General features: G+C 67.5%; 17 protein-coding genes. 10 read left to right on the plus strand and 7 right to left on the minus strand.

Features of this window, described 5'->3' with window-relative positions; translation table 11 throughout:
- Positions 1–94: 94 nt before the first annotated feature.
- A complete protein-coding gene (locus AC5LXK_RS26965) occupies positions 95–631 on the minus strand; it encodes a cytochrome b (protein ID WP_493391712.1) in 537 nt (178 codons plus the stop codon).
- A gap of 228 nt (positions 632–859) precedes the next feature.
- Here AC5LXK_RS26965 and AC5LXK_RS26970 point away from each other — a divergent pair, with 228 nt between their 5' ends.
- Entirely contained in the window at positions 860–1,501 is a 642-nt protein-coding gene (locus AC5LXK_RS26970) for a Pr6Pr family membrane protein (protein WP_493391713.1), read from the plus strand.
- A 61-nt stretch (positions 1,502–1,562) separates the two neighbouring features.
- Here the strand turns inward: AC5LXK_RS26970 and AC5LXK_RS26975 are convergent, their stop codons facing one another.
- On the minus strand, positions 1,563–2,291 hold the full coding sequence (locus tag AC5LXK_RS26975; protein WP_493391714.1) for a peptidoglycan DD-metalloendopeptidase family protein: 729 nt from the start codon (positions 2,289–2,291) through the stop codon (positions 1,563–1,565).
- Between the two features lie 423 nt (positions 2,292–2,714).
- Here AC5LXK_RS26975 and AC5LXK_RS26980 point away from each other — a divergent pair, with 423 nt between their 5' ends.
- The gene (locus AC5LXK_RS26980) at positions 2,715–3,035 is read left to right on the plus strand and encodes a hypothetical protein (RefSeq protein WP_493391715.1); all 321 of its coding nucleotides are present in this window, start codon (positions 2,715–2,717) and stop codon (positions 3,033–3,035) included.
- A 112-nt stretch (positions 3,036–3,147) separates the two neighbouring features.
- On the opposite strand, the gene AC5LXK_RS26985 is transcribed toward AC5LXK_RS26980, so the two are convergent.
- The 4 genes from AC5LXK_RS26985 to AC5LXK_RS27000 all read right to left on the minus strand — a co-directional run bounded on the left by AC5LXK_RS26985 (position 3,148) and on the right by AC5LXK_RS27000 (position 6,737).
- Positions 3,148–3,492 carry a DUF4148 domain-containing protein gene (locus AC5LXK_RS26985; protein WP_175883489.1) on the minus strand — a complete coding sequence of 115 codons (345 nt, stop codon included), beginning with the start codon at positions 3,490–3,492 and terminating at the stop codon, positions 3,148–3,150.
- Positions 3,493–3,692: 200 nt separating this feature from the next.
- A complete protein-coding gene (gnd, locus tag AC5LXK_RS26990) occupies positions 3,693–5,105 on the minus strand; it encodes an NADP-dependent phosphogluconate dehydrogenase (protein WP_027791098.1) in 1,413 nt (470 codons plus the stop codon).
- Positions 5,106–5,202: 97 nt separating this feature from the next.
- Positions 5,203–5,844 carry a DUF938 domain-containing protein gene (locus AC5LXK_RS26995; RefSeq protein ID WP_493391716.1) on the minus strand — a complete coding sequence of 214 codons (642 nt, stop codon included), beginning with the start codon at positions 5,842–5,844 and terminating at the stop codon, positions 5,203–5,205.
- Positions 5,841–6,737, minus strand: coding sequence for an NAD-dependent protein deacetylase (locus AC5LXK_RS27000; RefSeq protein WP_493391717.1), 897 nt, complete (start codon positions 6,735–6,737; stop codon positions 5,841–5,843). The genes AC5LXK_RS26995 and AC5LXK_RS27000 overlap by 4 nt, the downstream gene beginning before the upstream one ends.
- Before the next feature lie 1,040 nt (positions 6,738–7,777).
- Between AC5LXK_RS27000 and AC5LXK_RS27005 the strand changes: the two genes are divergently transcribed.
- From AC5LXK_RS27005 to AC5LXK_RS27015, 3 genes are all read left to right on the plus strand, one after another.
- Positions 7,778–8,509 (plus strand): GNAT family N-acetyltransferase, encoded by a 732-nt coding sequence (locus AC5LXK_RS27005; RefSeq protein ID WP_493391718.1) that lies wholly within the window; start codon positions 7,778–7,780, stop codon positions 8,507–8,509.
- A gap of 106 nt (positions 8,510–8,615) precedes the next feature.
- Positions 8,616–9,575, plus strand: a complete 960-nt coding sequence (locus AC5LXK_RS27010; protein WP_493391719.1) for an LLM class oxidoreductase — start codon at positions 8,616–8,618, stop codon at positions 9,573–9,575.
- Positions 9,576–9,910: 335 nt separating this feature from the next.
- Positions 9,911–12,373: a mechanosensitive ion channel family protein gene (locus AC5LXK_RS27015; protein WP_493391720.1), complete on the plus strand. Its 2,463-nt coding sequence runs from the start codon at positions 9,911–9,913 to the stop codon at positions 12,371–12,373.
- A gap of 27 nt (positions 12,374–12,400) precedes the next feature.
- On the opposite strand, the gene AC5LXK_RS27020 is transcribed toward AC5LXK_RS27015, so the two are convergent.
- Positions 12,401–13,231 carry a CerR family C-terminal domain-containing protein gene (locus tag AC5LXK_RS27020; RefSeq protein ID WP_493391721.1) on the minus strand — a complete coding sequence of 277 codons (831 nt, stop codon included), beginning with the start codon at positions 13,229–13,231 and terminating at the stop codon, positions 12,401–12,403.
- A gap of 91 nt (positions 13,232–13,322) precedes the next feature.
- Here AC5LXK_RS27020 and AC5LXK_RS27025 point away from each other — a divergent pair, with 91 nt between their 5' ends.
- The 5 genes from AC5LXK_RS27025 to AC5LXK_RS27045 all read left to right on the plus strand — a co-directional run bounded on the left by AC5LXK_RS27025 (position 13,323) and on the right by AC5LXK_RS27045 (position 19,977).
- Positions 13,323–14,447 carry an HlyD family secretion protein gene (locus AC5LXK_RS27025; RefSeq protein WP_493391722.1) on the plus strand — a complete coding sequence of 375 codons (1,125 nt, stop codon included), beginning with the start codon at positions 13,323–13,325 and terminating at the stop codon, positions 14,445–14,447.
- Positions 14,440–16,026 carry an MDR family MFS transporter gene (locus AC5LXK_RS27030; RefSeq protein WP_493391723.1) on the plus strand — a complete coding sequence of 529 codons (1,587 nt, stop codon included), beginning with the start codon at positions 14,440–14,442 and terminating at the stop codon, positions 16,024–16,026. Before AC5LXK_RS27025 ends, AC5LXK_RS27030 begins: the two co-directional genes overlap by 8 nt.
- Positions 16,027–16,039: 13 nt before the next feature.
- Positions 16,040–17,527, plus strand: a complete 1,488-nt coding sequence (locus tag AC5LXK_RS27035) for an efflux transporter outer membrane subunit (protein WP_493391724.1) — start codon at positions 16,040–16,042, stop codon at positions 17,525–17,527.
- A gap of 225 nt (positions 17,528–17,752) precedes the next feature.
- A complete protein-coding gene (locus tag AC5LXK_RS27040; RefSeq protein WP_493391725.1) occupies positions 17,753–19,288 on the plus strand; it encodes a catalase in 1,536 nt (511 codons plus the stop codon).
- 77 nt (positions 19,289–19,365) lie between these two features.
- Entirely contained in the window at positions 19,366–19,977 is a 612-nt protein-coding gene (locus AC5LXK_RS27045; RefSeq protein WP_493391726.1) for an ankyrin repeat domain-containing protein, read from the plus strand.
- The last annotated feature ends 80 nt before the right edge of the window (positions 19,978–20,057 follow it).

Below are 20,057 nucleotides of genomic sequence, written 5' to 3' on the forward strand. Positions count from 1 at the left end.
ATGACCAGCGCGGAAGCACGTAAACGAACCGGGGGCGCATGGTTGTCAACACAACCATGCATCCCCGCCTGCTGCGTTTTTCCGAACGTCGCGATCAGGGCGCCATGCGTCGCAGCACGTCGTCGCGCCGGATGAAATGATGATAGAGCGCAGCCAGCGCATGCAGGCCGATCACGAAGTAGAACGCGTTGCCGATCAGCTCGTGCGCCTCCTTGATCGTCGGCCGCAGCGCCTTGTCCGGGCCGAACAGCGTGAACGACACGCCGAGCCAGTCGAGCGACACCGGCTTGCCGCCCATGTTGACCATCATGATGCCGAGCAGCGGCTGCGCGATGATGAACGCATAGAGCGCGAAATGCGCGAGCTTCGAGAGCCAGCGCAGCAGCGCCGCCTGCGGAATGGCCTCCGGCACCCGGCTGACGACCCGCCACAACACGCGCAGCACCGACAGCACGAGCACGAACGTACCCGCGAGGAGGTGCACGTTCATCCAGAACACGCGGCTGTCGCTGCCCTTCGGTCCGCGAATCTCGATGGCCAGGTAGGCCAGCGCCACCAGCAGGAAGATGGCCCAGTGGAAGAAGATCGCGGGCGAGCTGTAGCGCGTCTGTTTCGCGAGGATGTTTCTCATGCTGTGTCTCGTGTTGTATGCGGGGAGGGTCGCAGGCCGCAACCGGCCGGCAGCCCGGCAGAGCTGTGTCGATTGTAGCCGCACGGGCGTCCGGATTCGCGCGGCGCGGTCAAATATCCGACGAATCGTCAACGCGCGCCGCACGGCGCCCGCCTATGGAAAGTCCGCATCGCGCGCCGCACCGGCTGTGGGCACGATGAAGCTTTGGTGCGACGGCTCGCGGGCATCATGAGCAAAGCGTTCTTCGTTGCGGCCTACCGGCTGACCGCCGCGCTGCTCGCGGTGTCCACCACGCTGCACAGCGTCGCCAGCTACTGGCATCTGCCGGACTTTCGTCTCGGCAACTACCTCAGCTACTTTACGCAACTGAGCAGCCTTTACGCGGCCGCGATGCTGGCCGCCGGGCTCTGGCGCATCGCGCGCCCCGGCGGCTCGGCCCGCTACGAATCGATGCGCGGCGCCGCCGTGCTGTACGTGCTGATCACCGCGATCGTCTACGAAATCCTGCTCGCGCGACTCGATGCGCTGCACCACATCACACCGGCCTTCAACAACTGGGCCCTGCACCGGATCGTGCCGTTCGTGATGCTGTGCGACTGGCTGTATGTCGAACCGCGCTCGCCGATCCCGCGACGCAGCGCGTTCGCGTGGCTCGGTTTTCCGCTCGTCTATCTCGGCTATACGCTCGTGCGCGGCGCGCTGGAGAACTGGTACCCCTACCCGTTCGTGGATCCGCGGCCGCACGGCTACCTGCCGGTCGCGATCCAGTGCTCGCTGATCGCGCTCGGCGCGGCGGCGCTCGCACTGGGCATACGCTGGCTCGGCAATCACGTGAGACGGCCCGGCACTGCGACACTCAGGGAAGGATGAAGGGGGAAGAGGAAGTCGGGAACGTGTGCGCCGCCCGGCGCACACGTGGCAAGGCGGCGGGTCAGCCGCCGTTGCGCGGCAGGAAGTTCATCGGATCGACGACCTTGCCGTTCTGGCGGACTTCGAACTCGAACGTCGATCGACCGCTCGCGTCCGTACCCATTTCGGCGACCGGCTGGCCTTGACGCACCGCGTCGCCCTCGTTGACGAGCAGCTTGCCGTTGTGCCCGTAGGCCGTGATGAGCCCGTTGTCGTGCTTCAGGATCACGAGCGGGCCGTAAGCCTTCACGCCGGACCCGGCATAGACCACGCGCCCGTTTGCCGCGGCCCGCACCGAATGGTCGGGCCCGGAAGCGGCGATCACGACGCCGCGCGTCTTGCCTGCCGTGAACGGCGTCGCGACGACGCCGGTGGCCGGCCACGCGAGCGAGCCCGGCTGGGCGCCCGCTGCGGACGGCTGCGAGGTCGCAGCCTGCGGCGGCGCGACGCGCAGCACCTGGCCGGGCGACACGGCGTCGGTAGGCGCCATATGGTTCCAGCTGGCCACGTCCTGCACGCGCTGCCCGTACGCGCTCGCGATGCTCGCCAGCGTATCGCCCGGGTTCACGCGGTAATAACCGGCAATCACGCCCGGCGTCGCAGCCGACATCGGCGTCGACTGGCGTGCCGGCTGCCAGTTGTCGGTCCACGGCGTCATCGTGCAGCCCGTCAGCGCGATGGCCGCGGCAACGAGCGCCGCCTGCGGCAACCAGCGCGTCAGCGCATCGTGGATGGGAATAGTTTCTCTCAAGGGTCCTCCCGGATTTGCGTCGTTGCGCCGCCCACCGCCCCCCGGCGCGCGACGCACGATGTCCGGCCGAACGGCCGGATCAACCAGTATCCGACCGCTCTCGCGGCCGTCAGTTTCCACAACGGAACGTTGGTGCGAACGGGCTCATCGGCCCCTTTTTCGCGTCGTCCGATCGGCAAAGATACCATTTGTCGCGGTCAAGGCCGCGACAGTTGCCCGATCCGGCAACAATCTTGCGGTGCCGCACCGCGGCACCGGCGGCCTGCAACCCTTGCCGAGCGGGCCGTCCGGCGGGTTTCTCCCGGGTTTTCGCCTGTCTGGCCGCCGTCGCTCGGCGTATCGGCCCCGTCATATTCTCCACCCGGATCGCCACCTATACTCGGTGATGCAGCGGACAAGCCAACGACAACGAGGAGCATGACAATGAATAATGCGACGTTTCTCTCCGTGCAGCTCGACGCCGACGATTTCGCCGGCTCCAGCAGTCTGGTCGACTTGCTCAACCGGCACCTGCTGTTCGCGACCGACGTCGCCGAAGCCGCGGACGCGCTCGTCCAGCTGGCAAGCGTCACGCACCTGACCGGCGCCACGCGCCACAGCGTCGAGCTGCCGGTCCTCGCGATCGAACGGCTGCGCGACGCACTCGACACGCTGAGCGGCTACGACGAAACGTGGCTGCAGGTACTGGAACCGGCCGAAGCGCTGTTCCGCGATATCGGGCGAGGCAGGCACTCGCTGCACTGAGCGCCGGCGCATTTCGTGCCACCAATGAAAACAGCCCGCCGTTCCGCTATGCGGAACGACGGGCTGTTTGTACTACTGGGGGTCGGATCCAGCCGTCGAAGCGGCCGCACCATTAACGACCCTTGTAGACCGGCGCGCCGTCAGCGATGCGCTTGACTTGCCAGCCGGTCTTGGCAGCAGCCGGGGCACCCGATTCCTGGCCAGCGGCCGGTTGCGCGCCGTAGCCGGTCGTGTCGGCGGCGGCAACGTTTTGTTGCGGGTTCACGCGGGCTTCAGCAGCCTGGATGCCTTCCGGGTAGTTCGTCCGGTCGCTGCCCAGCTTGTAGCCGGCCTGTTGCAGCTGGGCCAGTTCGGCCTTCACCTGGGCACGGGTGACGGGCGCGTTCTGTTGGGCGAACGAGACGGCGGGGACGGCGAGGACAGCAGCTGCAGCGAACGTTGCGATCAGCGATTTCATGATTACCTCCGGGATTTTTTTGCTCCGCCGCACACACCATGTCTGCAGCGATGGAACAGAGTTTAGTCCCGGCAGCACCTAGGGAAAACCATGAAAGAACGAAAACACTGTTTCCCCGGAGCCAACAATGTCGGCATCCGGGATAGAAAAACCCTATTCATAGAATAGATTTTCGCAACAATGCTGTCCCCACGAGCCGGTTACGACCAGTTCGCGTGGAAGCTGCCCGGCTTGTCGGTGCGCTCGAACGTGTGCGCGCCGAAGAAGTCGCGCTGCGCCTGCACCAGGTTCGCCGGCAGCCGTTCGGAACGGTAGCTGTCGAAATACGCGACCGCCGACGCGAACGCCGGCACCGGCACGCCGGCCTTCACCGCGGCGACCACGACGTCGCGCAGCGCCGTCTGGTAGTTCGCGGCGATGTCCTTGAAATACGGGTCGAGCAGCAGGTTTGCGAGCGCCGGATCCTTCGCATAGGCGTCCGTGATCTTCTGCAGGAAGCGCGCGCGGATGATGCAGCCCGCACGGAAGATCTTCGCGATCGTCCCGAGATCGAGGTTCCAGCCGTACTCTTCCGACGCCGTGCGCAACTGGGCGAAGCCCTGTGCGTATGAGATCACCTTGCTCAGGTACAGCGCGCGACGCACCGCTTCGACGAACGCGGCGCGATCGCCGTCGAACGGCGCGGCGGCCGGGCCCGACAGGATCTTGCTGGCCGCGACGCGCTCGGTCTTCAGCGACGACAGCACACGCGCGAACACCGACTCGGTGATGAGCGGCAGCGGCACGCCGAGATCCAGCGCGTTCTGGCTCGTCCACTTGCCGGTGCCCTTCTGCGCGGCGCGATCGAGGATCACGTCGACGAGATGCTTGCCGGTCTCTTCGTCCTTCTTGCCGAAGATCTTCGACGTGATCTCGATCAGGTAGCTGTCGAGCTCGCCCTGGTTCCATTCGGTGTACACCGCGCCGAGTTCGTCGTTGGTCAGGCCCGCGACGTCCTTCAGCACCGAGTAGCTTTCGGCGATCAGCTGCATGTCGCCGTATTCGATGCCGTTGTGGACCATCTTCACGTAGTGGCCCGCACCGTCCGGGCCCATGTACGCGACGCACGGCTCACCGTCCGACGGCGCCTTCGCGGCGATCTGCTTGAGGATCGGCTCGACGAGGTCGTACGCGTCGCGCTGGCCGCCGGGCATGATCGACGGGCCGCGCAGCGCGCCCTCTTCGCCGCCCGACACGCCGGTGCCGATGAAATGCAGGCCCGATTGCGCGAGTTCCTGGTTGCGGCGGATCGTGTCGGTGAAGTGCGTGTTGCCGCCGTCGATCAGCACGTCGCCCTTCTCGAGCAGCGGCTTGAGCGATGCGATCGTCGCATCGGTCGCCTCGCCGGCCTTCACCATCATCAGGATCCGGCGCGGTGTCTCGAGCGATGCGACGAATTCTTCGAGCGTATAGGTCGGTACCAGGTTGCGGCCGGGGAATTCGGCGATCAGTTCGTCGGTTTTCTCGCGGCTGCGGTTGTACACCGACACCGCGTAACCGCGGCTCTCGATATTGAGTGCGAGATTGCGGCCCATCACCGCGAGCCCGATCACACCGATTGCTTGTTTGCCCATTAGTCAATTCTCCGGAAAAAACGGGGCGCGACCCGAGCCGGGCCACGCGCACAGGCGAAAGGATAGTGGAAACCCGGCGGCGATGCGCGCTTGCCTGTCATTGCTCCGCGTGCGGCAGGCGCCGGAACACGACGCTCAGGTTGTTCGCCGGCATCTCGACGACCTCGATGCAGTCGAGCCCGCGATCGAGGCCGAGCGCGACGACGGTCTCGAGATCGCGCACGCCCCACGACGGATCGCGGCCGCGCAACTGCAGGTCGAAGGCTTCGTTCGACGGCGCCGTGTGCCGGCCTTCGCGGCGGTACGGGCCGTACAGGAACAGCACGCCGCCCGGCCGCAGCACGCGCGACGCGCCGGCAAACAGCGCATCGGTGCAGGCCCACGGCGAGATATGAATCATGTTGATGCAGACGATCGCGTCGAGCACCGCGACCGGCCACGATGCGTCGCGCACGTCGAACGCCAACGGACCTGCAACGTTCGCGAGGCCCGCATGCGCGATCCACGCGGCGATCGAGTGCCGCGCCTGTTCGTCGGGGTCGCTCGCCTGCCAGCGCAAACCCGGCAATGCCCGGGCGAAATGGACGACATGCTGGCCGGTGCCGCTCGCGATTTCGAGCACGCTGCCGCTCGCCGGCAGCACGCGGCGCAACACGTCGAGGATCGGCTCGCGGTTGCGTTCGGCCGCGGGCGCCAGCAGCCGCGCGGATGGATCGGGCGAGGTTTTGGCGTCAGTCAAGATGCATGCTCCATTGTGTTGCCGCGCAGACCGAGCCGTGCCGTGAGCGCGTCGAGCGCGGGTGCGCACGGCGCCTCGACCTTCAGCGTCAGCATCGGATCGGCGCGCGTATGGCCGAGATTGAGCGCCGCGACCGGCTTGTGCTGGGCCTGCGCCCACACGCAGAAACGGTAGCCGGAATACACCATCAGCGACGAGCCCACGACGAGCAGCGCGTCGGCGGCCTCGAGCGCCTCCGATGCCAGCGCCACGCGCTCGCGCGGCACGTTCTCGCCGAAGAACACGACCGCCGGCTTCAGCAGGCCGCCGCACGCGGGACACGCCGGGATGCGGAACGTGTCGAGCCCGGCCCATTCGAGGTGCGCGTCGCCATCCGCGGCCGGCTCGGCCTGCGCGCCCAGCAGCTCGGGATTGTCGGCTTCGAGCACGGTCTGGATCGTCGAGCGCGCATGATGTGCGCCGCATCCAAGGCACGTCACGCCGTTGATCCCGCCGTGCAGTTCGATCACGTCATCGCTGCCCGCGCGCTGATGCAGGCCGTCGACGTTCTGCGTGACGAGGCGCTCGATCCGGCCGGCGCCGCCGAGCCGCGCCAGCGCAACGTGCGACCCGTTCGGCCGGGCACGGCCGACGACGGGCCAGCCGATCATGCTGCGCGCCCAATAGCGTCGCCGCGCGGCATCGGAGCCGAGGAATTCGTGGAGCTGGATCGGCGGCGAGCGCATCCATTGGCCGTTGCGGTCGCGATAGCCGGGAATGCCGGAATCGGTGCTGATGCCCGCGCCGGTCAGGACGAGCAGGCGCGGATGACGTTCGACGAACGTGTGCAGCGCATCGAGCGCGGCCGGATCGACGCCGGCGGTTGAGGAGTCGTGCAGGACTTTATCGTTCATGTTGGCAACGCGTGGTCGTGCGCGCCGGCAGGCCGTGCGCCCGCACGGGCGGCCAGGCACGCCAGCACATGATACAGAACGCAGCGCGATCGGGCGGGCGGCGCCGCGCCGGATCGCGGTACAAAAAAAGACGCCCGTCACCACTCGGCGACGGGCGCTTCAACAATTGATCCATCGGGGTAGTGGATCAACTGACAGCACAAAATTTGCGGCGTCCGCCCTGCTGCGAATGAAGGACGCTTCCCCCAGGACTACGCGTATTCAGCCATGCCGTGCGCGTCGTTGCCTCACCGGCTTGCCGGTCCGGCCCGGTGCTTCGGGCCCGTCATGCCGATGCGATGCACGACGCACAAACGCATCCGCCGCGCGACGACTTGCGTGGCGTCATGACATGACGATCCGGGATCCAGGCCGGGGCCATCCGCCTGCGTTCGCGGCTCGTCCCCGACGGCCGACCGGCACCGGTCGGCCTCGTGCGTCACGCGTGCACGTCGTCGTTCAGAACGAACCCGATTGCTCGGATGGAACGGAAAGCCGCCCGCTCACGTCGCCGCAATCAACGGCGAAGCGAATACCCTGGCAGGTCGGCGATTCATGTTTGCAACACGACACGTTGCGTTTCGGTCTTTTTTCATTCTCTTGTCCCCGTCTTCGATACGTCCGACCCACTGAAGCGATTGCCGGGCCGACTGCGCCCGCGATCGCGCTCACGGCCCATACAGCTATGCAAGGAGCGCACCATGCTTCGTGCAGCAAGGCCGCGCGAGGGGATATCGGGCCGGCGGCGCGAATCGCGCACCAGCAGAAAGCGCGAACGTTTCGAAACTGAAACGCGCGCGGCAGGCGCCCGGCGGGAAACGGCCGGCCGTGCCTGCCGGCGCGGCGCTCGCGTACGACCCGGGCGTGTACCGCGGCGTTGCATCCGCGCGCCATCGTCGATCGGCTTACAATCGCCCCACTGTGGCCGCACGCACGTGAACGGACGGGCACGCCCGACTTCGCATGCTTCGCGCGGCACCCCGCCGCCTGGCCGGAGACGCATGACCGACGCAAAAGACTGGCTGGATATCGACTTCCGGACACTGTTCCGGCTGCACCCGGATCGCCGTATCGAACGCGAGAACGATCCCGACTGCTCGCCGGGGCCGCGCTTCTGGCTGGGCCGATGCGCAAACGGCACCCTGTCGGGCGTGCGCGCCGACGTATCTGCCGAGCTTGCGGGCGAACTGGCGCGAACGGCCGACAGCGAGCCGCCACCGGCGGACGGGATGCAGCCCGCGCATCTCGAACGCTATCTCGCGCTGCTCGCGCCCGTTTCGCACTGGAATATCGGCCTCGTGTACGCGCTGCCGAACGCGCTTGAATCCGACACCGACGCGCGCGTCACGCTGGTCGACAGCGACAGCGACACGGGCCGGCAATTGCTGCAATCGCTGTCCGTGCACGGGATGCCGGACGGCCTGCTCTCGATGGGCTTTCGCAGCGTCGCCGATCTGTGGGCGCCGTGGCGTGCGGCCGCCGTCGACGGCGAAGTCGTGTCGATCGCGTTTGCCGCGCGCCTGTCCGACGCCGGCGCCGAACTCGGTGTCGCGACGGCCCCGGCATTCCGCGGGCGCGGCCTCGCGGCCGCCGTCACCGCCGCATGGTCGCGATTGCCGTCGCTTCGCACGCGCACGCTGTTCTACAGCACCGATCGCGACAACCGCGCATCGCAACGCGTGGCGTCACGCCTTGGGCTCGTGTTGCGCGGGACGACGCTGCGGGTCACGTAGCCTCGCGGGCGGCACGGGCCGCCCCGCTCGCGCACGGCGCAAACACGCTAGCATTCCGACACGGAACATCGTGCGTTCGCCCAGCCTCGCCCCCCAAGGATCCGACATGACCACACCCGCTCCCGCCCGCCCCGACGTCGCACACCGCGTCTTTTCGGCCGGGCGGCTGTCGATCGGCCTCACGCTTCCGCTGCTGCGCAGCGGCCACATCGTCGCCGACTTCAACGAACAGATCGAACTCGCCGCGCTGGCCGATACGCTCGGCTTTCGCGCGCTGTGGATTCGCGATGTGCCGCTGAACAGCGCCGACTATCCCGACCCGGTCGGCCACCTCGACCCGTGGGTGCTGCTCGGCGCACTGGCGTCGCGCACACGCCGGATTGCGCTCGCGAGCGGCGCGATCGTGCTGCCGCTGCGTCATCCGCTGCATATCGCGAAAGGCGCGCTGTCGGTCGCGACGCTGTCGGACGGACGCTTCATCCTCGGGCTCGGCTCCGGCGACCGGCCGCCCGAATACGCGGCCTTCGGCGTCGACGCGGAAACGCGGCGCGACCGCTATCGCGCACACTGGGACGTCGTCGCGGCCGCGCTCGGCGTGCCGTCGCGCGTGCTGCCCGACGAAGCGCCGCCCGATGCGCCCGAATTCACGCTGCTGCCGCGCGGCGAAGACGCGGTGCCGATGCTTGCGGTCGGCTCGGGCGGACAAAGCGTCGACTGGATCGCACGGCATTCGATCGGCTGGATGACGTATCACCGCGATCCGGATACACAGCGCGCACGCTATTCGATGTGGCGCGCAGCAGTCGACCGGCTTGCAGCGCCGGCCTTTCGTGCATTCGGCGTATCGATGCGGCTCGACCTCGCCGCCGATCCCGATGCGCCGGCCACCGCGCTGCCGCTCGGTTATGCCACCGGTCGCCGCGCATTGGTCGACGTCCTGCAGGACATGCGCGCGGCCGGGACACATCACGTCACGCTGAACCCGGGATCGGACCGGCCCGTGCGCGAAGTCATCGAGGAAATCGCCGAACACGTGCTGCCGGTTTTTCACGACGATCAGGCGTAATTCATAAGGAATCCAAATCCATTTGATGCGATGCGCATGCCGACCGTGACCAGACGCGCGCTCATGGTGCAACGCATCGCCCACCGGCGCCGGCAAGCACGCGTGACAGGCGCCTTGCGAGCAGGCACGCGGAATGCTCTCCACGCAGGACCGTGCCTCGTCTACATCCGGCACCTGCCTGTGCATAGGCACCGCAAACGCTCGCGCCGCCTCGTGCATGCCCGATTCGAATAGTTGTCGACGGAACTATTCGGTCCCGATCGCGATCATGTTAACTTCCGTCCATCGTTCAGCCTGGCGGGTCGCGTGACGATGCGCGCCCGCATGCCCACTCCATGCGCCCTTTCCTTCTCGGCTGGCTGCTTGCCGCCGTCATCTCGGCCGCCCACGCGGCCGCTCCCGCACCGGCCGCCGCGTCGGCCGCCTCCGGCACCGCGCCCGCGCTGACGCCGCAACAGGCCCAGCAGGCGCTCAATGTGCTCGAAAATCCGCGCGATCGCGCACAGGTCGAAACGACGCTGCGCGCGATCGCGGCCGTCGGCGCGTTGAGCGCGCCCGCGGTCGCGGCAAGCGAAGCGGCGGCGGCCAGTGGTGCATCGGCCGCCGCCGCCCCGACCGCGCTCACGTCGAACGGGCTCGCATCGCTGCTCGTCCGCCAAGGGTCGCGCTGGACCACCGAAATCGGCGGCGCGCTGAAGGAATCGCTGCGCTCGCTGCTCGATATCGGTTCGGTGGGAAGCTGGTGGCATGACAGGCTCGTCCGTGCCGACGAACGTGCGGATCTCACGCACGCGATCTGGATCATGCTCGCCGTGCTCGTGCCCGCGCTCTTCGTCGAATGGCTCGCGAAGCGGCTGCTGCGACGCGCGCTGGCTGCGGTGGCCGCGCGTCGCGCCGATACGTCGTCGCGACGCGCGGAGCCCGATTCTGACGCATCCGGCGAGGACGAAGCGGCGCCGGCAGACCCGCCCGCCCCAGCCGACGCCGGCACGTCGGATGCCGCCCCCTCGTCATCGCAGGGCCGAGGCCATGCGCGGCGACACACCACACTGCTGCACCGGATGCCGCGCGCACTCGTCAGCCTCGCGCTGCGTGCGGTGCCGCTGCTGGTGTTCGTCGGCGTCGCGAGCCTGACGATGTCGCTGATCGACAACGCAGGCACGCCGATCGAATCCGCGCTCGAAGCATTGATCGACATCTACGTGATCTGCCGGCTCGTCACGATCGTCAGCCGGCTGTTCTTTCAGCCCGATGCGCGGCAGTTGCGGCTGCTGCACATCAGCGACGCCTGGGCCGATTTCGCGCAGCGCTCGATCGCGCGGATCGTGATCGTGGTCGGCGCGTGCACGGCCGCCGTCGAGATCGCCGCGAACTTCGGCCTCAGCGACGCCGGCCACGTCGCGCTGCTGAAGGCCGTCGCGCTGATCGGCCACGTGATGATCTCGGTGCTGATCCTCCAGTGCCGGCGGCCGGTCGCCGCCCGGATCCGGGCCGCCGGCGCGGATCGCCCGACCTTCACGGTCGTCGGCAACGCGCTCGCGGACGCGTGGGCGCCCGTCACGGTCTTCATCGTGATGGCGCTGTGGTTCGTGTGGGCGCTCGACGTTCACAACGGCTACCGCGTGCTGATCACCCTCGGCGGCCGCTCGATTGCCGTGATGATCGCGATGCGGATGGTGTCGATCGTCGTGTTCGGCGCGCTCGCGCGGCTGTTCCAGGGCCGCGACGAAGACCGCACGCTCGTCCATCTGCACGCGTACCGCTATTACCCGCTGCTGCGCCAGATCCTGTCGGGAGCGATCGGCATCGTGACCGTCGTGCTGCTGTTGCAGATCTGGGGCGTACCGATCTTCCACGCGTTCGAGACGGGCACGATCGGCCACCGGCTCGCGTCCGCGCTGGTGACCATCGCGATCGCGGCGATCGTCGCGCTCGTCGTGTGGGAATCGGCCAACATCGCGATCGAGCGCCGCCTGCAGGGCTGGACGCGCGAAGGCAACCTGGTCCGCGCGGCGCGGCTGCGCACGCTGCTGCCGATGCTGCGCTCGCTGCTGTTCGTGATGATCGCGCTCGTCGTCGTGCTGACAGGCCTCAGCGAACTCGGCGTGAACGTCGGCCCGCTGCTGGCCGGCGCCAGCATCTTCGGCGTCGCCCTCGGTTTCGGCTCGCAAAAACTCGTGCAGGATTTCATCACCGGGATCTTCCTGCTGATGGAAAACGCGATGCAGGTCGGCGACTGGGTCACGCTCGCCGGCGTGTCGGGCACGGTCGAATACCTGTCGATCCGGACCGTGCGGCTGCGCGCGGGCGACGGATCGCTGTACACGATCCCGTTCAGCTCGGTGACGACCGTCAACAACACGAATCGCGGGCTCGGCAACGCGGCCGTCAAGGTCAGCATCGCATACGGCGAGGACATCGATCGCGCGATTGCGACTTTGAAGGAAATCGGCGCCGCGTTGCGCGAGGATCCGAAGTACCACGACGGGATCCTGTCGGACTTCAGCTACTGGGGCATCGACCAGGTCGACGGCGCGGCGCTCGCGCTGTCGGGACAGATGCAGTGCACGGACTCGACGCGCTGGGGCGTGCAGCGCGAGTTCAACCGGCGGATCGCGGAGACGTTCCGCGAACGCGGGATCCGGATCGCCAATCCGCAGCGCAGCCTCGTCGCCTATGCGGACGGACCGCGGCCTGTCGTCAACGGTGACGCGGACGCCAGCCCCGACACCCGGAATGCCGCCGAAACGGCGCCCCCGCCGCCGTCGCCCGGCACAGCCGAGCGCAAGCCGGGCTGACCGTCCGGGGCGGGAGGTGCGCCACGCTCAGCGCGCGGCGGGCTTCTTCGCGCGCCCCGCGCCATTCGCCACGGGCGTTGCCCCCGGCTTCGTCGTGCGTTTCACCGCGGCGCCCTGCCCGCGCTTCGCCGTGGTGTCCGGACCGGCGGCCAGCGCATCGCGCTGCGCGTGCCATTGTTCCAGCAGCACGCGCGTCTGGTCGGCAATCGTCTCGATCAGCAACGCCGAGCGCTCGCCCTCGAAGGCCTCCCATTCGAGCAACTGCAGCGCCGAACGCTGCGCGATGTGGAACACCGTGAGCTGCCCGAACAGGCTCAGCGCGCGCAACCGCGTGACGGGATCGCCGGCCGGCCGCCCCGAGATGCGGCCGATCAGTTCGGCGCTCACGTCGTTCAGCGGCTTGCGCATGCGCGTCATCAGGATTTCGCTCGCGCTGGCCGGTTCCTGCCCGCCCTGCTCGCGCGCGAAGAACATTCGCTGGTTCATCGTCTTCGGCGCAGTGAACATCCGGTCCGACAGCGCGCGCAGCAGGCCGATGAACGCGTCGATCAGCACGTCGACGTCCGCGTCCGCATCGAGCATCGCCCACGCATGGCCGACCGCCGGCGCGAACACCTCCCAGCCGTGCTCGGCGATCGTCTCGACGCACGCGCGGTACACGCCTTCCTTGTTCTCGAAGTAGTACTGGAGCGCCGGCGCGTTCACCCCCGCCATCGCGGCGATCTCGCGCGTCGACGCGCCTGCGAACCCGCGTTCGCCGAACAGTTCGATTGCCGCCTCGATGATCCGCTGGCGCGTTTCGTCGCCGCGCGCGTAGCCGCCCGCCGACGTGCGGCGCAGCTTCTTCGCTTCGTTCATGCCTTCCTCGTCATTCGATCGATCGACATTCTACTTGACACAATTTTATCAACTGGAATAATTCTTCCAATTGGAATAAATTGGATCCAGCATGTCGACGCCGCAAGACTCGCCACAGAAAGCAGATCGTCAGGAAAACGGAGCAACGCCGCGCAACGGAAACGGCGGATCGAAGCGACGCATCCTGCTCGTCGCCGTCGTGCTCGCGGCCATCGGCGGCGCCGTCTGGCTCGGCCGCTGGTGGACGGTCGGCCGCTTCATCGAAAGCACCAACGATGCATACCTGCAGGCGGACAGCATGACCGCCGCGCCGAAAGTCGCCGGCTACGTGACCGATGTCTACGTGCGCGACAACCAGGCCGTGAAGGCCGGCGATCCGCTCGTGCGGCTCGACGTGCGCCAGTACCAGGTCGCGCTCGCGCAATCGCTCGCGACTGTCGACGCCCGCCGCGCGGACATCGCGCGCGCCGAAGCCGACATCAGCCAGCAGCAGGCGAATCTCGAACAGGCCGACGCGCAGGCGAAGGTGTCGCGGATCAACGCGCAGCACGCGAGCGACGAATACACGCGCTACGCGCCGCTCGCCGCGACCGGCGCCGAAACGCACGAACGCGTGGCCGACCTGAAGAGCACGCGCGACCAGGCCGCCGCGACGCTCGCCGCGAACAACGCGTCGATTGCCGCCGCCCGCACGCAGATCGCGTCGTTCACCGCGCAGCGCCAGCAGGCGCGCGCGCAGCTCGAAGCCGCGCAGGCCAGCGCCGCGCAGGCGCAGCTCGACCTCGACAACACGATCGTGCGCAGCACGCTCGCCGGCCGCGTCGGCGATCGCACGGTGCGCGTCGGCCAGTACGTGCAGCCCGGCACGCGCCTGCTGACCGTCGTGCCGGTCGACTCGATCTATATCGTCGCGAACTTCAAGGAAACGCAGATCGGCAACATGCGCATCGGCCAGCCGGTCGAACTGCATGTCGACGCGCTGCCGGACGGCGCGCTGTCCGGCGTCGTCGACAGTTTCGCGCCCGGCACCGGCGCCCAGTTCGCGCTGCTGCCGCCGGAGAACGCGACCGGCAACTTCACGAAGATCGTCCAGCGCGTGCCCGTGCGCATCCGCCTCGACGCGAACGCCCGCGCACAGCGCATGCTGTTGCCGGGGCTGTCGGTGACGGTCGACGTCGATACGCGCTCGGCTCGCGACGAGACGCATCATGGCTGATACGCCCGCCACGATGCCCGCGCCGCCGCACGAGGGCCGCGCGAGCGTGACCGACTGGATCGCGGTCGCGGCCGGCGCGCTCGGCGCGCTGATGGCGACACTCGACATCTCGATCACGAACTCCGCGCTGCCGCAGATCCAGGGCGAAATCGGCGCGACGGGCACCGAGGGCACGTGGATCTCGACCGGCTACCTGATGTCGGAGATCGTGATGATCCCGCTCGCCGCGTGGCTCACGCGCGTGTTCGGGCTGCGCAATTTCCTGCTGACGAACTCGGCGCTGTTCATCGCGTTCTCGATGATGTGCGGCTGGTCGCATTCCCTGCCGATGATGATCGCCGGCCGGATCGGCCAGGGCTTCACGGGCGGTGCACTGATCCCGACCGCGCAAACGATCATCCGCACGCGGCTGCCGCTGTCGCAGCTGCCGGTCGGGATGACGCTGTTCGGCCTGATCGTGCTGCTCGGGCCGCTGTTCGGCCCCGTGCTCGGCGGCTGGCTCGCGGAAAACGTGAACTGGAGCTGGTGCTTCTTCCTGAACCTGCCCGTGTGCCTGCTGCTGATGGCGCTGCTGGTGTTCGGGCTGCCGTCGGACCGCCCGCAATGGCACTCGTTTCTCAACGCGGACTGGCTCGGCATCTTCGGCCTCACGATCGGCCTGAGCTCGCTGACCGTCGTGCTTGAGGAAGGCCAGCGCGAACGCTGGTTCGAATCGCAGATGATCGTCACGCTGAGCATCGTGTCGCTTGCCGGAATGATCCTGATCGCGCTGTCGCAACGCTTCGCGAAACGGCCCATCATGCGGCTGTCGCTGATGCGCAACCCGCGCTATGCGAGCGTGATCGTGATCGTGTCCGCGGTCGGCGCCGGGCTGTACGGCGTGTCGTACCTGCTGCCGCAGTTCCTCGCGATCGTCGCCGGCTACAACGCGGAACAGGCCGGCGCGATCATGCTGCTGTCGGGGCTGCCGGCCTTCCTCGTGATGCCGATCCTGCCCCGCCTGCTCGGCAAGGTCGATTTCCGCATCCTCGTGATCTCGGGGCTGCTGCTGTTCTGCCTGAGCTGCATGCTCGACATCAGCCTGACCGCGCAGAGCGTCGGTCACGATTTCGTGTGGTCGCAACTGATTCGCGGCGTCGCGCAGATGCTCGCGATGATGCCGCTCAACCAGGCATCGATGGCAGCCGTCGCGCGCGAAGACTCCGGCGACGCGGCCGGGCTCTACAACATGGCGCGCAATCTCGGCGGCTCGGTCGGGCTCGCGATCATCGGCACCGTGATCGACCGGCGCACGACCTTCCACGCGGCCGCGATCCGCGAATCGGTGACCGCGAACTCGCTGATCGGCCAGGATCGATTGTCGGCCTACGCGGCCAACTGGTTCGCGCACACCGGCGATCTCGCGTATTCGAACATGCGCGCGCTCGGACAACTGGCGCAGCAGATCCAGATCCAGGCCGTCGTGATGACCTACTCCGAAACCTTCTACCTGCTGGGCCTCGCGCTGCTCGCCTGCGTGCCGCTCGCGCTGCTGCTGAGAACGCCGCGCGGGCCGCAACCGGCGTCGTCCGGCCATTGAACCGTCTTACGCGATGAAACCCTTCTCCCTGCCCCGCCGCCCTGCGCTCACGCTGTGCGCGGCCGCGTGCCTGCTTGCCGGCTGCACGGTCGGCCCCGACTATCACGGCGCGCCCGCCGCACCGGATGCGCCGACCTTCGTGCGCGCACCGGCCTCCGGCGTCGACACCGCCGCGCCCGCGCCGAGCGCGTGGTGGCACGCGCTGAACGATCGCCAGCTCGACGACCTGATCACCGCCGCGCTCGTGTACAACCCCGATCTGCACGCAGCGCAGGCCCGCCTGCGCGCAGCACGCGCGCAACTCTCGCAACAGCGCGCCGCGCAGTTGCCGAAATCGTCGGCCACCGTCGCGGCCATCCGCATGCGCGAACCGGACGTCAGCGCGCTCGGCTCGCTGCTGCCGTCGAACGGTGCGAACCAGTCGGGTGGCACATCGCCGTCGCTCGGTGGCGCGGGACCGCTGCAACTCTATTCGGCGGGCTTCGATGCAACCTGGGAGATCGACCTGTTCGGCGGTACGCGGCGCGCGGTCGAAGCGGCGTCCGCGCAAGCCGAAGCGGTCGATGCCGATCTCTCCGATACGCAAGTGTCGATCGCAGCCGAAGTCGCGAATGCGTATGTCGACCTGCGTGATCAGCAGCAACGACTTGCGTTGTCGCGGCGCACGGCCGAATTGCAGCAGAAGATGCTCGAACTCACGCAGCAGCGCCGCGCGCGCGGTGTCGCAGCCGATGCGGACATCGAACGCCTGACGACGCAGGTCGAGAACACGCGTGCATCGCTGATCCCGCTCGATGCGCAGGTGACGGAATCGCTCGACCGGCTCGCGATCCTGACGGGCCGCGCGCCGGGTGCGCTCGACGCCGCGCTGTCGACCCCGGATGCCCCGCTGCCGACGCTGCCCGGCACCGTCGCGATCGGCGATCCGGCCACGCTGCTGAAGCAGCGTCCCGACATTCGCGCGGCCGAACGCCGGCTCGCGTCGAGCAATGCGCAGATCGGCGAGCACATCGCCGACTATTTCCCGAAGGTGACGCTGCTCGGCGATCTCGGCTTCAGTGCGACGGACCCCGGCCACCTGTTCCGCAAGCAGAATTTCACATGGGTCGGTGCGCCGTACCTGCAATGGAACATTCTCGACTTCGGACGCACGCGCGGTGCGGTACGTGCGGCCGAAGCGTCGCGCGACGAAGCGGAAGCGAACTATCAGAAGGCCGTGCTCGGCGCATTGCAGGATGCCAACACCGCATTGCAGCGCTATGGGCACCAGCGCGAACACGTCGTCGCCTTGACGAAGGTGCAGACGTCGGCCGTGCATTCCCGCTCGCTGATGGACGAGCGCTATCGTGCGGGTGTCGCGTCGATGATCGACCTGCTCGATACGCAACGCGAGGCGCTGTCCGCGCAACAGAACGTGATTGCCGGGCAAGCCGAGCTGATCAAGGACTACGTGTCGCTGCAGAAAAGTCTCGGCCTCGGTTGGCAGACGAACGCCGGTTGACGATGTTGCCGCAATTCATGCACGACCGATGCATCATGCGCGCTGCAACCACTCATTGCGCACGCAACAATACCGGTTCGTTTCGTCCGCAACGAACGGGTTTGCGCCGCGTCGATTTCGCAGCTATCGAACACATATCGAATATCAATTAGCCAATCATCTGACGATCTCTTCTAATTCAGTCGGCTTCCCCACCACCGATCGGATTCAAGGAGTTCCATCGTCATGTCCCCATCCTCCCATCGCGTGCTGCGGCACGCAGTCGCCGCGATCTGCGTAGCGCTCTCCGCTTCTCCGTACGCCGCCGAACTCACGCGCGACACCGGCGCACCCATCGGCGACAACCAGAATTCACAGACGGCCGGCCCTGCGGGCCCCGTGCTCCTGCAGGACTCCGCGCTCATCGAGAAACTGCAGCGCTTCGATCGCGAGCGCATTCCGGAGCGCGTCGTGCATGCACGCGGCACCGGCGCATTCGGCGAGTTCGTACCGAGCGCCGACATCTCCGACCTGACGAAAGCGAAGGTCTTCACGCCGGGCACCCGCACGCCGGTGTTCGTGCGCTTCTCCACCGTGATGGGCTATCGCGGTTCGCCCGAACAGGCACGCGATCCGCGCGGCTTCGCGGTGAAGTTCTATACGCAGCAGGGCAACTGGGACATGGTCGGCATCAACCTGCCCGTGTTCTTCATTCGAGACGGCATCAAGTTCCCCGACTTCGTTCACGCGAACAAGCCGAGCGCCGTGACTGGCGTGCAGGATCCGAACCTCGCGTTCGACTTCTTCGCGCACACGCCCGAAGCGACCCACATGCTGACGATGCTGTACACGACCGCGGGCATGCCCGATTCGTATCGGCACATGGACGGCTTCGCGGTGCATGCGTTCAAGTTCGTCAATGCGCAAGGCGACGTGCACTACGTGAAGTTCCACTGGAAGAGCCGGCAAGGCGTGCAAGGCCTGCGCCCGCAGGACATCGCCGCGTCGATCGGGCGCGACTGGAACATGATGACGAACGACCTGTACGGCACGCTGAAACAAGGCGATTTCCCGAAATGGGATCTGTACGTGCAGGTGCTCGCGCCGAAGGACCTGAACCGCTTCGACTTCGATGCACTGGACGACACGAAGATCTGGGCCGGCGTACCTGAACGCAAGATCGGCACCATGACGCTCGATCGCGTGCCCGACAACTACTTCCAGTCGACCGAGGAATCGGCGTTCGCGCCGTCGCGGCTCGTGCCGGGCATCGAGCCGTCCGAAGACCGGATGCTGCAGGATCGCCTGTTCGCGTACGCGGACACGCAGATGTACCGGCTCGGCGCGAACTTCATGGACCTGCCGATCAACCGCCCTGTCGTACCGGTGGTCAACAACAACCAGGACGGCAGGATGAATGCGGGCGACCGCAAGGGCGAAGTGAACTACGAACCGTCGACGCTGAACGAACACGCGCCGGACCCGCAGTACAAGTCCGTGCGCATGACGCTCAGCGGGACGACCCAGCAGGAAGCGATCCGCAAGAAGCTGCCGTTCCGTCAGGCGGGCGAGTACTACCGCAGCCTGTCGCAGCAGGACAAGGACGATCTCGTCACTGCACTGTCCGGCGATCTCGGCCAGGTGAAGAACGCGCACAACCAGTACGCGATGCTGTCGTACTTCTACAAGGCCGACGCCGACTACGGCACGCGTCTCGCGCAGGCCGTTCACGCCGACGTTCAGCAAGTGCAATCGCTTGCAGCGAAGCTGAGCGACAACTGATCCCGTGACTCCGGTCACGGCCGACGTGCGCGGTGATGCCGCGCACGTCGGCCCGACTTCTTCATCAGGACATTCCCATGCGATCAGAACGCTTCACACGTGCGATCCGCGCGGGCGCCACGGCGCTGGCGCTGGCCGCGATCGCCGGCTGCGCGCACCTGCCCGACCAGCCGGCCTACGCCAAGGCCGATCCCGCCGCGCTGCGCCGCTACGACGGCGACTGGTTCGACGCCGCGCGCGTCGGCCGCGTCGACATCCTGCGCGCGCTGCACGACGCCGGCTATCCCGTCGACGCGACCGACAGCCACGGCTACACGGCCGTGATACTCGCGTCCTACGACGGCCAGCCTGCCGCGCTCGACTACCTGCTGTCGGCCGGCGCCGATGCGTGCGCCGGCGACCGCCACGGCAACACGGCGCTAATGGGCGCCCTCTTCCGGAACGACCCCGGCATCGCGCGGCGGCTGATCGCTACGCGCTGCCCGATCGACCAGACCAATGGCGCCGGCGAAACCGCGCTGGGTTTCGCGACGCTGTTCAATCGTTTCGAGCTGATTCCGCTGCTCGTCGCGCACGGCGCGAACCCGAACCATGTCGACCGGCGCGGCCAGTCGTTGCTGCAGATCGCGCTCACACACGACAATACGGATGCCGTAGACGCCCTGCGACGCGCCGGAGCAAAACCGTAACGCGACTACGCGTCAACCGTCTGAACAATGCGAATGCCCCGTGCTATCGTGCCGTTGGTTTCATCGCACGGAGACAGGAA

The organism is Burkholderia pulmonis (assembly GCF_984667975.1).

Excerpts from the sequence above, each read along its gene's own strand:
- AC5LXK_RS26965 (WP_493391712.1), bottom strand. The coding sequence starts at position 631 with ATGAGAAACATCCTCGCGAAACAGACGCGCTACAGCTCGCCCGCGATC.
- AC5LXK_RS26970 (WP_493391713.1), top strand. The coding sequence starts at position 860 with ATGAGCAAAGCGTTCTTCGTTGCGGCCTACCGGCTGACCGCCGCGCTG.
- AC5LXK_RS26980 (WP_493391715.1), top strand. The coding sequence starts at position 2,715 with ATGAATAATGCGACGTTTCTCTCCGTGCAGCTCGACGCCGACGATTTC.
- AC5LXK_RS26985 (WP_175883489.1), bottom strand. The coding sequence starts at position 3,492 with ATGAAATCGCTGATCGCAACGTTCGCTGCAGCTGCTGTCCTCGCCGTC.
- gnd (WP_027791098.1), bottom strand. The coding sequence starts at position 5,105 with ATGGGCAAACAAGCAATCGGTGTGATCGGGCTCGCGGTGATGGGCCGC.
- AC5LXK_RS27000 (WP_493391717.1), bottom strand. The coding sequence starts at position 6,737 with ATGAACGATAAAGTCCTGCACGACTCCTCAACCGCCGGCGTCGATCCG.
- AC5LXK_RS27005 (WP_493391718.1), top strand. The coding sequence starts at position 7,778 with ATGACCGACGCAAAAGACTGGCTGGATATCGACTTCCGGACACTGTTC.
- AC5LXK_RS27010 (WP_493391719.1), top strand. The coding sequence starts at position 8,616 with ATGACCACACCCGCTCCCGCCCGCCCCGACGTCGCACACCGCGTCTTT.
- AC5LXK_RS27015 (WP_493391720.1), top strand. The coding sequence starts at position 9,911 with ATGCGCCCTTTCCTTCTCGGCTGGCTGCTTGCCGCCGTCATCTCGGCC.
- AC5LXK_RS27020 (WP_493391721.1), bottom strand. The coding sequence starts at position 13,231 with ATGAACGAAGCGAAGAAGCTGCGCCGCACGTCGGCGGGCGGCTACGCG.
- AC5LXK_RS27025 (WP_493391722.1), top strand. The coding sequence starts at position 13,323 with ATGTCGACGCCGCAAGACTCGCCACAGAAAGCAGATCGTCAGGAAAAC.
- AC5LXK_RS27030 (WP_493391723.1), top strand. The coding sequence starts at position 14,440 with ATGGCTGATACGCCCGCCACGATGCCCGCGCCGCCGCACGAGGGCCGC.
- AC5LXK_RS27035 (WP_493391724.1), top strand. The coding sequence starts at position 16,040 with ATGAAACCCTTCTCCCTGCCCCGCCGCCCTGCGCTCACGCTGTGCGCG.
- AC5LXK_RS27040 (WP_493391725.1), top strand. The coding sequence starts at position 17,753 with ATGTCCCCATCCTCCCATCGCGTGCTGCGGCACGCAGTCGCCGCGATC.
- AC5LXK_RS27045 (WP_493391726.1), top strand. The coding sequence starts at position 19,366 with ATGCGATCAGAACGCTTCACACGTGCGATCCGCGCGGGCGCCACGGCG.